Raw genomic sequence first — 13,776 nt, forward strand, 5'->3', positions numbered from 1 at the left:
CGCGAGCGTCGTCACGGGGACCGCCGGGAGGAGTCCCGCAGACCGTGGTACCAGCCGAGCACCCGGCGCTCCACGAGCTGGAAGACGACCGAGAGGAGGAAGCCGAGCAGGCCGAGGACGAGGATCCCGGTCCACATGTCGGGGATGGCGAAGCCGCGCTGGAACTGCACGATGGTGAAGCCGAGGCCGTTGCTGGCCGCGAACATCTCACTGATGACCATCAGGATGATCCCGATGGACAGCGCCTGCCGCAGCCCCGCGAAGATCTGCGGGCTCGCCGCGGGCAGCACCACCGCGCGCAGCCGTGCCGGGCCGGTGATCCCGTACGAGCGGGCCGTCTCCGACATCACGGAGTCGACGGCGCGCACTCCCTCGACCGTGTTGAGCAGCACCGGCCAGACGCACCCGCTCGCGATCACGGCGATCTTCATGGTGTCGCCGATGCCCGCGAACAGCATGATGACGGGGACGAGGACGGGCGGTGGCACCGCGCGCAGGAACTCCAGGACCGGTTCGCACACGGCCCGCACCGTCCGGTACGAGCCGATGAGCGTGCCGAGGGCGACCCCGGCGACGGCCGCCACCGCGTAGCCGGCGAGCAGCCGCAGCAGGCTGGGCAGCAGATCGGCGCGGAGCCGGTCGCCCGTCCAGACGTCCGGGAACGTCTTCAGGATCGTGCGCAGCGGCGGCCAGTACACGTTCGTACTGCCGTCCGAGGCGAGCCACCACACGACGACGAGCAGGGCGGGGAGCGCGACGACGAACAGCCCCCGCAGCAGGAGGACGCTCCGGATGCCCGGCCGGGTACGGCCGGAGGGAAGGCCCGTCACACCGCCACCTCCCCGCGCACCGACTGGTGCCAGGCGAGCGCGTGCCGCTCCACCGACCGCGCCCCCACGTTGATCAGCAGTCCGAGCAGTCCCGTGACGACGATCAGCGCGTACATCTCGGGTACCGCCTGTGAGGCCTGGGCGACCGCGATGCGTGCGCCCAACCCCGGTGCCCCGATGACGAGTTCGGCTGTCACCGTGAGGATGAGTGCGACGGCCGCGGCGAGCCGGACGCCGGTCATGACGTACGGGAGGGCCGTCGGCCACAGCACATGGCGCACCCGCGCCCAGGTGCCGAGTCCGTAGGAACGTGCCGTCTCCTCGGCCACCGGGTCGACGTCGCGCACGCCGTACATGACCTGGACGAGGACCTGCCAGAAGGAGGCGTACACCACGAGGAGGAGCACCGACCGCAGTTCGGTGCCGTAAAGGAGGACGGCGAGCGGGATGAGGGCCACCGAGGGGATGGGCCGCAGGAACTCGATCGTCGAGGCGGTCGCCGCCCGCAGATGCGGCACCACCGAGACGGTCACCCCGGCCACGATGCCCGCGCCGACCGCGATGGCGAGGCCCAGGGCCCAGCCGGTGAGGGTGTCGCCGAGGTCCGTCCAGAAGGCGCGCTCGCCGATCTCGTCGACGAGCGCGCCGGCGATGCGGCTGGTGGGCGGGAAGTACCGCTCCTTGACGATGCCGAGTCGCGGCACCACCTCGCCGAGGGCGAGGAAGGCCGCGAGCCCCGCAGCGCCCAGTGCGGCGTTCGGGATCCCTCCGGCAGAGCCGCCCGCGCGTGGCTGTTTCCGCTTCACGGCAGCAGCTTGTCCAGGTCGGGTGCCGTCTTGAAGAGCCCGTCCCGCTCACCGAGTTGTTCCAGCGCCTCGATCGAGGCACGGTTCGCCCCGGCCGGCCACTTCGGCAGCGTCACCTTCGCGAGGACGGCCGCCGGGATCTTCGTGTACGTGGTGACGATCTCGCGGACCTCGTCCGGGTGGGCGTCCGCGTAGGCGAGGGACTCCGCCGTCGCCTCCTGGAACTTCTTGACCGTGTCCGGATGTTGCTGCGCGTACTGGTTCGAGGTGAAGTACATGGCGACGGTGAGGTCCTTGGCGACGTCGACCAGGGACGAGGCGATCTCGGTGGCGCCCTGGCTCTTGACGGTGGCGAGCGCGGGCTCGACCACCATGGCGGCGTCGATCTGTCCGCTGTCGAGGGCCGCGGGCATCTGGTCGAAGGCCAGCTCGACGAACTTCACCTTCGCCGGGTCGCCGCCGGCCTTGCGCACGGATGCGCGCACGGCCGTCTCGTTGATGTTCTTCACGGTGTTGACGGCGACCTTCTTGCCCTCCAACTGCTTGGGCGAGGTGATCGCGCTGCCCTTCTTGACCGTGATGGCGCCGAAGTCCTTGCCCGTGACGCCCGTCGAGGCGACGCCGTTGGCGATGGCGCGCACCGGAACGTTGTTCGACTGGGCGACCATGAGTGAGGTCATGTTGGAGAAGCCGAACTGGAACTGGCCCGAGACGACGCCCGGCACGATCGCGGCGCCGCCCTGCGCCGTCGTCAGTGACAGCTTCAGTCCGTGCTTGGCGTAGAAGCCCTTCTTCTGGCCCAGATAGACGGGGGCGACATCGACGATGGGGATGACGCCCAGCTTGACCGTGGTGGTACCGCCGGACGACGCGTTGTCGTCCGAGGCGCCACCGCCGTCGGACGAACCGCAGGCCGACGCGGCGACCAGGAAGGTTCCGACCGCGATACCGGCGAGCAGACGACGCATGGCTCCTCCTGTGCAGACGTAAGTGTTCCGACAGGTTGTGCGCAGACCGCACAATGGTGCACAGCGCGAAGGTAGAACCCCGCCGGAGCCGGGTCAATGGCTCTGGCTGACAATATTGTTGACAGTTGTCGAAGTGTGCTCCCGGTCGCGCGGGGAGCGCTCCGCGCGTCCCTCTGGAGGCGACGATGTCCGCGGCAGCCCGAGCGCCCCACTTCGTCCGGTCCTTCGAGCGCGGGCTGGCCGTGATCCGCGTCTTCGGCGCCGACCGGCCCGAACTGACCCTCAGTGAGGTCGCGCGAGGGTGTGGCCTGACCCGCGCCGCGGCGCGCCGGTTCCTGCTGACCCTGGCCGACCTCGGGTACGTCCACACCGACGGCCGGACCTTCCGGCTCACCCCGCGCGTCCTGGAACTCGGCTACGCCTACCTCTCCGGCTTCACCCTCTCCGAGATCGCCCTGCCCCATCTGGAGCAACTCGCCGAGACGGTGGGGGAGTCGAGCTCGCTGTGCGTTCTCGACGGCGACGACATCGTGTACGTCGCGCGGGTCCCCACCCGGCGCATCATGGCGGCGACGATCACCGTCGGCACCCGCTTCCCGGCCCATGTCACCTCCGTGGGCCGGGTGATCCTCGCGCATCTCGCGGACGAGGAGACCGACGCCCGGCTGGCCCGCGCCGACCTGCGGCCCCTCACGGCACGGACCGTCGTGTCGGCCGACCGGCTGCGCACGGAACTCCGCCGGGTGCGACGGCAGGGCTACGCCATCGTCGACCAGGAACTGGAGGAGGGCCTGCGGTCGGTCGCCGCCCCGGTGCGGGACCGGGACGGCGCCGTCGTGGCCGCCGTGAACATCCCCGTGCACGCCAGCCGCAACACCCTCGACTCCGTCCGCCGCGACCTGCTGCCCCACCTGCTGGACACGGTCGCGCGGATCGAGGCGGACCTCGGTGTCACAGGTCCAGCACGAGCCTCTTCCCGTGACAACGGGACACACAGATGAGCATCGTCCCGCCCGCCTCCCGCTCCTCGTCCGAGAGCACCGAGTCCCGGTGGTCCGGTGTGCCGTCGAGCACGTCCGTCTCACAGGTCCCGCAGGCGCCCTCGGTGCAGGAGAAGAGCACCTCGACGCCGGCCGCGCGCACGGTGTCGAGGACGGAGACGCCGGGGACGACGGTCACCGTCCGCCCGGACCGCTCCAGCACGACCTCGAACTCCTGCTCTCCGTGCGGGTCTTGGGGCTTCGGCCGGAACCGCTCGACGCGCAGCCGGTCCGCCGGGCAGGCCGCCTCCACCGCGTCGAGGAGCGGCCCCGGACCACAGCAGTAGACGAGGGTGCCGTCGGGGACGGTGTCCAGCTCGGTGAGGTCCAGTAGACCCGTCTCGTCCTGCGGCGCTAGCGTGACCTGCTGCCCGAACCGCTCCAACTCCGCGGTGAACGCCATGGATCGGCGGGTGCGTCCGCCGTACAGCAGCGTCCACTGCGCACCCGCCGCCTCGGCGGCGGCGAGCATCGGCAGAATCGGTGTGATGCCGATGCCGCCCGCGACGAACCGGTAGCGCGGGGCGGGCGCGAGAGCGAAGTGGTTGCGCGGCCCCCGGACCCGGACCGCCGCCCCCTCCGCCAACCGGCCGTGCACCTGGGCCGACCCGCCCCGCCCGTCCGGCTCCCGCAGCACCGCGATCCGCCATTCCCGACGCTCCGACGGGTCTCCGCACAGGGAGTACTGGCGCTCCAGTCCCGGCCCGAGAACGAGGTCGATGTGGGCGCCCGGTTCCCAGCGGGGGAGTTCCGCCCCCCGGGGATGGCGCAACGTCAGGGCGACGACGCCGTCGGCGACGGACTCCCGGCGCGCGACGACGAGTTCGGCCTCGTCCGTGTTCATGAAGCGCCGTCCCCCGTTCCGCCGGATCCGTGTCCCTCGGGGTGCGCGAGCATCCACTCCCACATCGCGGTCGGGTCCTCGGCGGTGTGTTCGGCGCCGCAGTGGCAGGTGCCGTGCAGCACGTCCGTGCCCGAAAGCCAGTCCACGCGGTAGATCTCCCCGGTCCGGCCGCTCACCGGACCCTCTCCATCGGCTTGTCGCCCTCCTCGGCGAGCCGGGCCAGGATGCGGCGGGCGGCGAGGCCGCCGGTGTCGATGTTGATGCTCAGCTCCTGGTAGCCGGAGCGTTCGGTACCGAGCGTCCGCTGCAGGAGGTTGAGCGCGTCGACGTCCTGCATCACCACCGTGTGGTTGAAGTCCCGCAGGAAGGTGGTGACTTCGTCGTCCGCACGGGCGAAGTCGCGGGAGACCGCCCAGAAGTCGTACACCTTGCCGTCGGCGGACGGCGTGATGGCGTACGTGATCTCGGTGTGGAAGGCGTTCGGGTCGCTGCCGTCCGGCTCCGGCATCACGCCGGCCGGCGCGATCCTGCTGTGCAGCAGATAGAGGCACGGCGCGTGGTACTCGATGTCCTGCCAGCGGGTGATGCGGCCCTCGATGCCGGTCGAGCGGGCGTAGAAGGGCGGGCACTCGGCGTCGTCCATGTGCCGCGAGACCCGCACGATCCCCGCACCCTCGTCGACCTCGGTGGAGATCGGCGTCTCCGCGACCTCGGGCGTCCCGATGTACCCGCCGTGCAGGTACGTCTCGTGGGAGAGGTCGAGGAGGTTGTCGACGAGGAGTCCGTAGTCGGCGTCGATGGGCTCCATGCCGCTGACCGTCGTCCACTCCGGCGCGTCCATGTGCCGTGCGCGCGGCACGGTTTGCGGGTCGGCGAGCGCGGGGTCGCCGATCCACACCCAGACGAACAGGTCCTGTTCGACGACCGGGTAGGAGGCGACCTTGGCGGTGCGCGGTATCCGCTTCTGCCCCGGCACGTACACGCAGGTCCCGGTCGTGTCGTAGGTGAAGCCGTGGTAGCCGCAGACGATCCGGTCGCCGTCGAGCCGGCTCTCGGAGAGCGGGAAGCGGCGGTGCACACACCGGTCGGACAGCGCGACGGCCGTCCCGTCCCCCTCGCCGCGGTACACGACGAGCGGCTCCCCGAGCACCGTCCGGCCGAGCAACTCGCGCCCCACCTCGTAGGTGTAGGCGACGACGTACCACTGGTTCCTGGCGAAGGAGGTCGTGTGCGGCATGGGGCGGCTCCCGTCTCTGCGTGGTGTCGCCATCGTCGGGACGGACTCCGCGGACCCGCAACAGCACTTCCGCCCGGCGGAAGCCCTCCCGGCCCTGCCGTCCCCCGGCACCTTGGGTGCCCCTCCCCGGCGCCCCGAACTCAGCGTTCCCGGCGTGCCGCCCTCCACCTGTTCACGGCCGCCGCCACCGACGGGAGTTCCTCGTGCAGGAGCCGTCCCACCAGCGCGCCGTCGAACACGACGACCCCCACGCCGACCAGCCAGGACTGGACGACCAGAGCGGTGCCGAACGGACCGTAGGTCACGGCGCTGGACGCGATCAGCGGTGAGAACACGAGGCGCGAGAAGACACGCAGCCCCAGCAGGCCGAGAGCGGTGAGGACCGCGCCGGGCAGCAGTGCCGGCCAGGAGATCCTGCCGCCGAGCAGCACCCACTGCGACCACCAGAAGAACAGGACGGCGCTCAGCGTCGCGGCCAGCGTCCCGGCGGCCGAGTGGCGCCACAGGGTGGTCGTGGCGGTCAGGAAGAGCGAGCCGACGAGCACGGCGAGCCACAGCACATGGCGCCATCGGGCGTACCAGCGGGCCGGGGGCAGGTCCCAGACCTTCTCGTAGCCGGTCTGCACCGCCGCGCCGAAACCGAGACCGAAGACGGCGAGGGCGGCGAGGCCGAAGGCCGTCGTGGTCTGCAGGACCTGCCCGGGCCGCGCGAACAACTGCGTGACCTGCTCCCGCGCGGGTCTGGACACGCCGAGACCGTCCCCCAGCCACTCGGCGAACCCCCGCCCGTGCGCCGGATCGGCCGCGGAGACGACGATCAGCAGCGGGACCAGGGTGAGGAATCCGAGCGCCGCGAAGCCCAGTGACCGCGACGCCAGTTCGATCTCCGTACTCCGCCGCCACCCCCGCCCGACGGCCGAATCACGCAGAGCGTGACCCAGCCGGGTCCGCGGGGGCGGGCGGTCGGCGTCGTCGTCGCCGGGAGACGTCTTCGGCATGCAGGTCGACTATCACAGATGCCGGCCCCTCCAACAGGGCTCGGAGGGGCGCGCCTTGGGCCCGTGCGTGCCGGAGCCACGGTCGGGCGCGCTACTGGAGTGCCCGGACCGCCGCCGCGAAGACCGGAGGCATCCGGGAGGCCGCCGGGACGATGAGCCGGGCGGCGCCCGGTCGACTGCGCGCGCTCAACAGGGCCCCGGTCAGCAGACGATGACGGCGCGTCAGGGATGCCCAGGCGTGCTCGTACCGCTCCGGCCGTCCCGCGGCCAGACAGCGGACGGCGGCCCCGGCGGTCCCCACCGCGAGCGCGACGCCCTCACCGGTGAGGGCGTCGAGGTATCCCGCCGCGTCCCCGACGAGCAGCACACGGCCCGCGACCCTGCGCCGTACCCGCTGGAGCAGCGGCCCGGCGCCCCGCACGCTCGTGTCGGCGGGGCCGCGCAGCGACGCCGTGAGGGCGGGGAAGTCGGCCAGGTGGTCGTCGTACGGGCGACGGGTGCGGCTGAGGACGGCGACCCCCACCAGGTCGTCGGCCACCGGCGTCACGTACGCCTCCCCGTGCCGCGACCAGTGGACCTCCACGAAGTCCGTCCACGGCTCGACGCGGAAGTGCCGGCGAAGCCCGTAGCGCCCGTGCGGCCGGGCCGGGCGTTCCAGCCCGAGTCCGCGGCGCACCGGGGAGTGCAGACCGTCGGCGGCGATCAGCCAACGGGCGGTGATCCCGGCGGCGGTGACCGTGTCCGCGCTCTGGCGCACCTCACCGACCTTGCCCTGGACGACGCGCACACCGAGACCGAGAGCGCGCCGGTGCAACGCGGCGTGCAGCTCCGTCCGGCGGATCCCGAGCCCCGGCGGTCCGCGGAAGGGCGCCTCGGCACGGGCGGCCCCGTCCACGTACCGGATGCCGCGCAGGTCGCGCCCCGCCGCCTCGACGCCCAGCGCCCGCAGCGCCGCGACGCCGCTGGGCATGACGCCCTCCCCGCACGCCTTGTCCACGGGCGAGACCCGGGGTTCCACGACGACGGCCTCCAGGCCCGCGAGCGCGGCGTGCACCGCCGCGGCGAGCCCGGCCGGCCCACCGCCCGCCACGAGCACGTCGATCACGCCGGCACCGTCGCGGCCGGTGCGGTGGCGGACGCCAGCGCCTCGTTCTCGCAGCGGATACGCACGCCGAGCAGCACCGCGTTCAGGACGGTGAAGACGACCGCGGTGATCCAGGCGGTGTGGACGAGCGGCAGCGCCACCCCCTCGGCGACGACCGCCACGTAGTTGGGGTGCCGCAGCCGCCGCCAGCGGTAGGGGCCCCGCGCCACCAGCGGCAGGCCGGGGACGACGATGACGCGCGTGTTCCACCGCGGGCCGAGGCTGCGGATGCACCACCACCGCAGTCCCTGGGCGCCCGCGAGGACGGCCAGCATCGGCCACGCGAGCGCCGGGACGAAGGGCCGGCCGGCCGCCCACACCTCGGCGAGGCACCCCGCCAGCAGGCCGGTGTGCAGGGCGACCATCGCCGGGTAGTGGCCCTGCCCGGCGACGGTCGCGCCACGTGCGGTGCTCCAGCGTTCGTTCCGGCGGGCGACGACGAGTTCGGCGACGCGTTCGGCGGCGACGGCGGCCACGAGAAGTCCGTACCAGATCATGATTCCTGCGTCCTGTGTCCTTCGGCGGTGCGGGCCACTACCAGCGCAGCAGGACGAGTTCGCAGGCGAAGCCCGGTCCCATCGCCAGCAGCAGACCCGGGGTGCCCGGCGCCGGGCGGCGGTCGGCGAGGGTGTCGCGCAGCACGTGGAGCACCGAGGACGAGGACAGGTTGCCGACGTCCCTCAGATGACGCCATGTCACATCCAGTGCTCCGTCGGGGAGTTCGAGGGCATCGGTGACGGCGTGCAGGACCTTGGGGCCGCCCGGATGGCACACCCAGGCGGTCACGTCCTTCGGCTTCAGGCCGTGGTCGCCGAGGAACCCCTCGACGTCCTCGGCGAGATAGCGGCGCACCACGTCGGGGACCTGCGGATCGAGGACGACCTGGAAGCCGGAGGTCCTGATCTCCCAGCCCATGACGCGTCCCGTGTCCGGATACAGGTGGCTGCGGGTGTCGACGACGGTCGGGCCGTCGCTCGCGGTGCCGCCGGTGCTGCCGGTTCCGGCAGGAGCGCGGTCCGCGCCGCGGGCGACGACCGCGGCGGCCCCGTCCCCGAACAGCCCGGTGGCGACGAGGTTGGCCATGGAGGCGTCGTCGCGCTGGAAGGTGAGTGTGCACAGCTCGACGGAGAGCAGGACCGCCACCTGGTCGGGGTGGCCCAGCAGATAGTCGTGCATCCGGGCCAGACCGGCGGCGCCCCCTGCACAGCCCAGGCCGAACAGCGGAAGCCGCTTGACGTCCGGACGCAGTCCGAGACGGCCGACCAGCCGGGCGTCGATCGACGGGGTGGCGATACCGGTGACCGAGGTGAAGATCAGCAGGTCCACGTCGGCGGGGGAGAACCCCGACCGGTGCAGCGCCTCCCGGACCGTCCTGGCGCCCAGGTCGGTGGCGGCCGTGATGAAGACGTCGTTGGCGGCGCCGAACCCGTCGAGTTCCCCGTACCGGTCGAGCGGCAGCGTCGTGTGGCGGGAGCGGACCTGCGCGCTGGTGTGGAGCCTGTCCAGGACCCGGCGGTCAGAGCCCTCCGGCAGACAGGTGCGCGCCACTATGTCGGTGATCTCGGACTGGGTGTGACGGTGGGCTGCGAGGGCGCCGTGAACGGCGGCGATCCGCGTCATGTGGTTCCCGTCCGGTGACCGACTGGGTGGATGCCTGCACCTGTTCCCCGGAGCGCGCACTCACCACCAGGGATCGCCCGTCCGGCGGTTCGCCCGGACGGCCGTTCGCACCGTCGGGCGCGCATCCGGCCGGTGCGGGGCGAGCGCGCCTACGATCGGCCGCGTGGGCACTCCCGGGCAGTCGACGACCGGCCACCCGGAGGCGGGGTGGGCCGGCCGGGTGGCCGGTCTGATCGGGTCCTGCCACCCCGGGCCCGTGGTGGCGGTCACCGCGTTGACGACCGCGCTCGCCGTGACCGCGGGCCAGAGCGCGGCCCGCTGTGTGCTGACCGCCCTCGCCACGCTGACCGGCCAGTTGTCCGTCGGCTGGTGCAACGACGCGTTCGACGCGCACCGGGACCTCGCCGCGGGCCGCCGCGGCAAACCCGTCGTCGACGGCACCGTCCGGGTGGGCGAGGTATGGGTGGCCGCGTTCGTGGCGGTGGCGCTCTGCGCGCCGCTCTCGTTCGCCTGCGGACTCCTCGCGGGCGCCGTCCATCTGACCGGAGTCGCGGCGGCCTGGGCGTACGACCTGCGGCTCAAGGCGACCGTCTGGTCCTGGATGCCGTACGCGGTGGGGTTCGCGGCGCTGCCGGCGTTCGTGGCGCTGGGTCTGCCGGGCCGGCCGTGGCCGGCCTGGTGGGCCGTCACCGCGGGCGCGCTCCTCGGGATCGGCGCGCACCTCGGTGACGTCCTGCCGGACATCCGCGGTGATCTGGCGATCGGTGTACGGGGATGGCCGCACCGGCTCGGCCCGGACGGCGCCCGGCTGCTGCTGCCGGTCCCGCTGGTGGCGGCGTCCGCCGTGCTGGTGCTGGGGCCGGCCGGACCTCCCGGCGGCCGGGGGATCACGGCGCTCGCGCTCGCCGCTCTGGTGGCGGTGACGGGGACGCTGCTGGGGCGCCGCCGGGAACGGGCCGCGTTCGCGGCGGCCGTCGCCGTCGCCGTGGTCGACGTGGCCCTGCTGCTGGTCGGCGGAACGGGTATCGCGTGACGGTTCCGGCCTCCGCCGGCCGGGAGTCGCGCTCCGGCGGGGCCCGGGAGCCGATGGTTCTGACGCTCTGTCCGAAACCGTTCGTCTCGCGTACCTCCGAGTTTCACGCAAGAGCCACAGGACCCTTCCCTGACGTTTGGTGCTCTTGGAACACTCCTTTCGCGCACCTTCTGTCACATCCGGCCCCACCCGTCAGGACAAAGAGGTCACTCACCCATGCCCCAAGTGAATCGGCGCCGATTCCTCCAGCTCGCCGGTGGCACCGCGGCGTTCACCGCGCTGTCGAACAGCATCCAGCGCGCCGCGGCGCTGCCCGCGCAGCACCGCTCCGGCACGATCGAGGACGTCGAGCACATCGTCGTCCTGATGCAGGAGAACCGCTCGTTCGACCACTACTTCGGCTCGCTGAAAGGCGTCCGCGGTTTCGGGGACCCGCGCCCGGCGACCACGACGGGCACCAAGTCCGTCTGGTACCAGTCGGACGGCACCAAGGACGTGCTCCCCTTCCACCCCGAGGCGGACGACCTCGGGCTCGCCTTCATCCAGGACCTCCCGCACGGCTGGAGCGACGGGCACACCGCCTTCAACAAGGGCAAGTACGACAAGTGGGTGCCCGCCAAGTCGGCCACGACGATGGCCTATCTGACGCGTGAGGACATCCCCTTCCACTACGCGCTGGCCGACTCCTTCACCGTCTGCGACGCGTACCACTGCTCGTTCATCGGCTCGACGGACCCCAACCGCTACTACATGTGGACGGGTTACACGGGCAACGACGGCAAGGGCGGCGGCCCGGTCCTCGGCAACGACGAGGCCGGCTACAGCTGGACGACGTACCCCGAGAGGCTGGAAGCGGCCGGCGTCTCCTGGAAGATCTACCAGGACATCGGCAACGGCCTCGACGCGGCCGGTTCCTGGGGCTGGATCTCCGACGCCTACCGCGGCAACTACGGCGACAACTCGCTGCTGTACTTCAACCAGTACCGCGACGCCAAGCCGGGCGACCCGCTCTACGACAAGGCGCGCACCGGCACGGACGCGAGCAAGGGCGAGGGCTTCTTCGACCGGCTGCGGGCCGACGTCCAAGGCGGCACGCTGCCGCAGGTCTCCTGGATCGCCGCCCCCGAGGCCTTCACCGAACACCCCAACTGGCCCGCCAACTACGGCGCCTGGTACATCTCCCAGGTCCTCGACGCGCTCACCTCGGACCCCGAGGTGTGGAGCAAGACGGCGCTGTTCATCACGTACGACGAGAACGACGGCTTCTTCGACCACCTGGTGCCGCCGTTCCCCCCGCAGTCCGCCGCGCAGGGCAAGTCCACCGTCGACGTCGGCCCCGACCTGCACAAGGGGGACGCGAGCCACGCCGCAGGCCCCTACGGGCTCGGCCAGCGGGTGCCGATGCTCGTCGTCTCGCCCTGGAGCAAGGGCGGCTACGTCTGTTCCGAGACGCTCGACCACACCTCGATCATCCGCTTCATGGAGACCCGGTTCGGGGTGCGCGAGCCCAACATCTCGCCCTGGCGCCGCGCGATCACCGGCGACCTCACCGCCGCCTTCGACTTCGCGCACCAGGACACGAAGCCGGTCGCGCTGCCCGACACCGACGGCTACCGGCCACCGGACCACCACCGCCACCCCGACTACGTGCCGACCCCGCCGGCGAACCCGGCGCTGCCCAGGCAGGAGCGCGGCTCGCGTCCGGCCCGGCCGCTCAAGTACGCGCCCCTCGTGGACGGTTCGGCGGACACCGCGGCCGGGACGTTCACCCTCACCTTCGGCTCCGGCGCCAAGGCGGGCGCGGCCTTCCTCGTCACGTCCGGCAACCGCACCGACGGCCCCTGGACGTACACCACCGAGGCGGGCAGGACGGTCGCCGACACCTGGAACTCGGCGTACTCGAACGGCTCGTACGACCTCACGGTGCACGGTCCGAACGGATTCCTGCGCACCTTCAAGGGCGCCAACAGGACGGCCGGTCCCGAGGTCACCGCCCGCCACGCGGGCGACAACGTCGAGCTGACGTTCACCAACAAGGGGACGGCCACGGCGAACCTGCGGCTCACCAGCCGATACGGCGGGCAGGCCCAGGTCTTCCGGGTGAAGGCGGGCGCCACCGTGAAGCACACGGTGGACCTGCGGGCGAGCAAGCGCTGGTACGACCTGAGCGTGGCCTCCGACACGGACGCGGGCTTTCTGCGCCGATTCGCCGGACATGTCGAGAACGGCCGCGCGGGGGTCAGCGACCCGGCTCTCATCACCGTCTGATGCGTACCCGACTGCCGGTTGATTTCCGGCCATGTCACGGTAGTGTGCCCCGGTGACCACGCATTCGAACACTCCTGCAGGTTGGTACCCGGACCCGAACGGAACGCCCCAGGCGTTGCGTTACTGGGACGGTTCGCAGTGGACCGACCACACGAATGCGGACCAGCAGGCCCCGGCCGCACAGCAGGTTCCGCAGCAGGCCCAGGCGCCCCAGCAGGCGTTTCCCCAGCAGGCCGCGCCGGCCTCCGACCCGCGCGTCCAGCGTCAGGTGCAGCAGCAGGCCGGAGTCGCCGCGGGCGGCGCCGGCGGCGGCAGCCTGTTCACCGAGCCGGTCCTGGTGGTGAACCAGAAGGCCAAGCTGATCGAGGTGACCAACGAGTACAAGGTCATGGACCAGCAGGGCAACCTGATCGGTTCGGTCGTCCAGGTCGGGCAGAACGCGTTCAAGAAGTTCCTGCGTTTCGTGTCCAGCCTCGACCAGTACATGACGCACAAGCTGGAGATCCGTGACGCGCACGGGCAGCCGCAGCTGCTGCTGACGCGTCCCGCGAAGTTCATCAAGTCGCGGGTGATCGTCACGCGTCCGGACGGTTCGCCCGTCGGCGAGATCGTCCAGCAGAACATGATCGGCAAGATCAACTTCGCGATCAACGCCGACGGCCGGCAGGTCGGCGCGATCAAGGCGGAGAACTGGCGGGCCTGGAACTTCGCGATCGTCGACCACGCCGACAACGAGGTGGCCCGGATCACGAAGACCTGGGAAGGTCTCGCCAAGACCATGTTCACGACCGCGGACAACTACGTCCTGCAGATCCACTTCCAGCTCCCCGAGCCCCTGCTGAGCCTCGTCGTCGCGACGGCGCTCACCGTGGACACGGCGCTCAAGCAGGACTCCCGCGGACTGGGATGAACCGACCGGGCCCCGGCGGCCCGGAAGCACGGAAGGGGGGGGGGGGGGGGCAAGGCCTCCACCCCCACGAGGAGAGCC

14 protein-coding genes are annotated in these 13,776 nt (G+C 71.8%); 4 read left to right on the top strand and 10 right to left on the bottom strand.

Translation table 11 applies throughout. The features are described from left to right. Positions 1-11 precede the first annotated feature (11 nt). Genes ABZT74_RS25740 through ABZT74_RS25750 form a run of 3 tightly spaced genes read right to left on the bottom strand, consistent with a single transcriptional unit; the run spans position 12 to position 2,604 of the window. Positions 12-794 carry an ABC transporter permease subunit gene (locus tag ABZT74_RS25740; RefSeq protein WP_356177016.1) on the bottom strand — a complete coding sequence of 261 codons (783 nt, stop codon included), beginning with the start codon at positions 792-794 and terminating at the stop codon, positions 12-14. Between the two features lie 32 nt (positions 795-826). After that, the gene (locus tag ABZT74_RS25745) at positions 827-1,636 is read right to left on the bottom strand and encodes an ABC transporter permease (protein ID WP_356438527.1); all 810 of its coding nucleotides are present in this window, start codon (positions 1,634-1,636) and stop codon (positions 827-829) included. Further along, positions 1,633-2,604 carry an ABC transporter substrate-binding protein gene (locus tag ABZT74_RS25750; protein WP_356438530.1) on the bottom strand — a complete coding sequence of 324 codons (972 nt, stop codon included), beginning with the start codon at positions 2,602-2,604 and terminating at the stop codon, positions 1,633-1,635. The genes ABZT74_RS25745 and ABZT74_RS25750 overlap by 4 nt, the downstream gene beginning before the upstream one ends. A 185-nt stretch (positions 2,605-2,789) precedes the next feature. Between ABZT74_RS25750 and ABZT74_RS25755 the strand changes: the two genes are divergently transcribed. Next, entirely contained in the window at positions 2,790-3,605 is an 816-nt protein-coding gene (locus ABZT74_RS25755; protein ID WP_356438533.1) for an IclR family transcriptional regulator C-terminal domain-containing protein, read from the top strand. Here the strand turns inward: ABZT74_RS25755 and ABZT74_RS25760 are convergent. From ABZT74_RS25760 to ABZT74_RS25790, 7 genes are all read right to left on the bottom strand, one after another. After that, positions 3,556-4,488 carry a PDR/VanB family oxidoreductase gene (locus ABZT74_RS25760; RefSeq protein ID WP_356438536.1) on the bottom strand — a complete coding sequence of 311 codons (933 nt, stop codon included), beginning with the start codon at positions 4,486-4,488 and terminating at the stop codon, positions 3,556-3,558. The genes ABZT74_RS25755 and ABZT74_RS25760 overlap by 50 nt on opposite strands. After that, positions 4,485-4,664: a hypothetical protein gene (locus ABZT74_RS25765; RefSeq protein ID WP_356438539.1), complete on the bottom strand. Its 180-nt coding sequence runs from the start codon at positions 4,662-4,664 to the stop codon at positions 4,485-4,487. The genes ABZT74_RS25760 and ABZT74_RS25765 overlap by 4 nt, the downstream gene beginning before the upstream one ends. Beyond that, on the bottom strand, positions 4,661-5,725 hold the full coding sequence (locus ABZT74_RS25770; RefSeq protein WP_356438542.1) for an aromatic ring-hydroxylating dioxygenase subunit alpha: 1,065 nt from the start codon (positions 5,723-5,725) through the stop codon (positions 4,661-4,663). Before ABZT74_RS25770 ends, ABZT74_RS25765 begins: the two co-directional genes overlap by 4 nt. A 140-nt stretch (positions 5,726-5,865) precedes the next feature. Then, positions 5,866-6,723 (bottom strand): YhjD/YihY/BrkB family envelope integrity protein, encoded by an 858-nt coding sequence (locus tag ABZT74_RS25775; RefSeq protein ID WP_356438545.1) that lies wholly within the window; start codon positions 6,721-6,723, stop codon positions 5,866-5,868. A 91-nt stretch (positions 6,724-6,814) separates the two neighbouring features. Further along, entirely contained in the window at positions 6,815-7,828 is a 1,014-nt protein-coding gene (locus ABZT74_RS25780) for an FAD-dependent monooxygenase (protein ID WP_356438548.1), read from the bottom strand. Further along, positions 7,825-8,364 (bottom strand): isoprenylcysteine carboxylmethyltransferase family protein, encoded by a 540-nt coding sequence (locus tag ABZT74_RS25785; RefSeq protein ID WP_356438551.1) that lies wholly within the window; start codon positions 8,362-8,364, stop codon positions 7,825-7,827. The genes ABZT74_RS25780 and ABZT74_RS25785 overlap by 4 nt, the downstream gene beginning before the upstream one ends. Positions 8,365-8,401: 37 nt before the next feature. Continuing rightward, complete coding sequence (locus ABZT74_RS25790; RefSeq protein ID WP_356438554.1) at positions 8,402-9,487, bottom strand: 3-oxoacyl-[acyl-carrier-protein] synthase III C-terminal domain-containing protein; 1,086 nt, start codon at positions 9,485-9,487, stop codon at positions 8,402-8,404. A gap of 163 nt (positions 9,488-9,650) precedes the next feature. Here ABZT74_RS25790 and ABZT74_RS25795 point away from each other — a divergent pair, with 163 nt between their 5' ends. The 3 genes from ABZT74_RS25795 to ABZT74_RS25805 all read left to right on the top strand — a co-directional run bounded on the left by ABZT74_RS25795 (position 9,651) and on the right by ABZT74_RS25805 (position 13,698). After that, positions 9,651-10,520 carry a UbiA family prenyltransferase gene (locus ABZT74_RS25795; protein WP_356176924.1) on the top strand — a complete coding sequence of 290 codons (870 nt, stop codon included), beginning with the start codon at positions 9,651-9,653 and terminating at the stop codon, positions 10,518-10,520. 216 nt (positions 10,521-10,736) lie between these two features. Further along, positions 10,737-12,788, top strand: a complete 2,052-nt coding sequence (locus ABZT74_RS25800; protein ID WP_356438557.1) for a phosphocholine-specific phospholipase C — start codon at positions 10,737-10,739, stop codon at positions 12,786-12,788. Between the two features lie 52 nt (positions 12,789-12,840). Further along, a complete protein-coding gene (locus ABZT74_RS25805; RefSeq protein ID WP_355870739.1) occupies positions 12,841-13,698 on the top strand; it encodes a phospholipid scramblase-related protein in 858 nt (285 codons plus the stop codon). Positions 13,699-13,776: the final 78 nt, after the last annotated feature.

The organism is Streptomyces sp. NPDC005302, from assembly GCF_040607345.1.
Lineage (GTDB): Bacteria > Actinomycetota > Actinomycetes > Streptomycetales > Streptomycetaceae > Streptomyces.

What these genes read in the sequence shown, in the direction of transcription:
- ABZT74_RS25750 (WP_356438530.1), bottom strand. Translation starts at nt 2,604, where the DNA reads ATGCGTCGTCTGCTCGCCGGTATCGCGGTCGGAACCTTCCTGGTCGCC.
- ABZT74_RS25760 (WP_356438536.1), bottom strand. Translation starts at nt 4,488, where the DNA reads ATGAACACGGACGAGGCCGAACTCGTCGTCGCGCGCCGGGAGTCCGTC.
- ABZT74_RS25775 (WP_356438545.1), bottom strand. Translation starts at nt 6,723, where the DNA reads ATGCCGAAGACGTCTCCCGGCGACGACGACGCCGACCGCCCGCCCCCG.
- ABZT74_RS25770 (WP_356438542.1), bottom strand. Translation starts at nt 5,725, where the DNA reads ATGCCGCACACGACCTCCTTCGCCAGGAACCAGTGGTACGTCGTCGCC.
- ABZT74_RS25785 (WP_356438551.1), bottom strand. Translation starts at nt 8,364, where the DNA reads ATGATCTGGTACGGACTTCTCGTGGCCGCCGTCGCCGCCGAACGCGTC.
- ABZT74_RS25800 (WP_356438557.1), top strand. Translation starts at nt 10,737, where the DNA reads ATGCCCCAAGTGAATCGGCGCCGATTCCTCCAGCTCGCCGGTGGCACC.
- ABZT74_RS25755 (WP_356438533.1), top strand. Translation starts at nt 2,790, where the DNA reads ATGTCCGCGGCAGCCCGAGCGCCCCACTTCGTCCGGTCCTTCGAGCGC.
- ABZT74_RS25790 (WP_356438554.1), bottom strand. Translation starts at nt 9,487, where the DNA reads ATGACGCGGATCGCCGCCGTTCACGGCGCCCTCGCAGCCCACCGTCAC.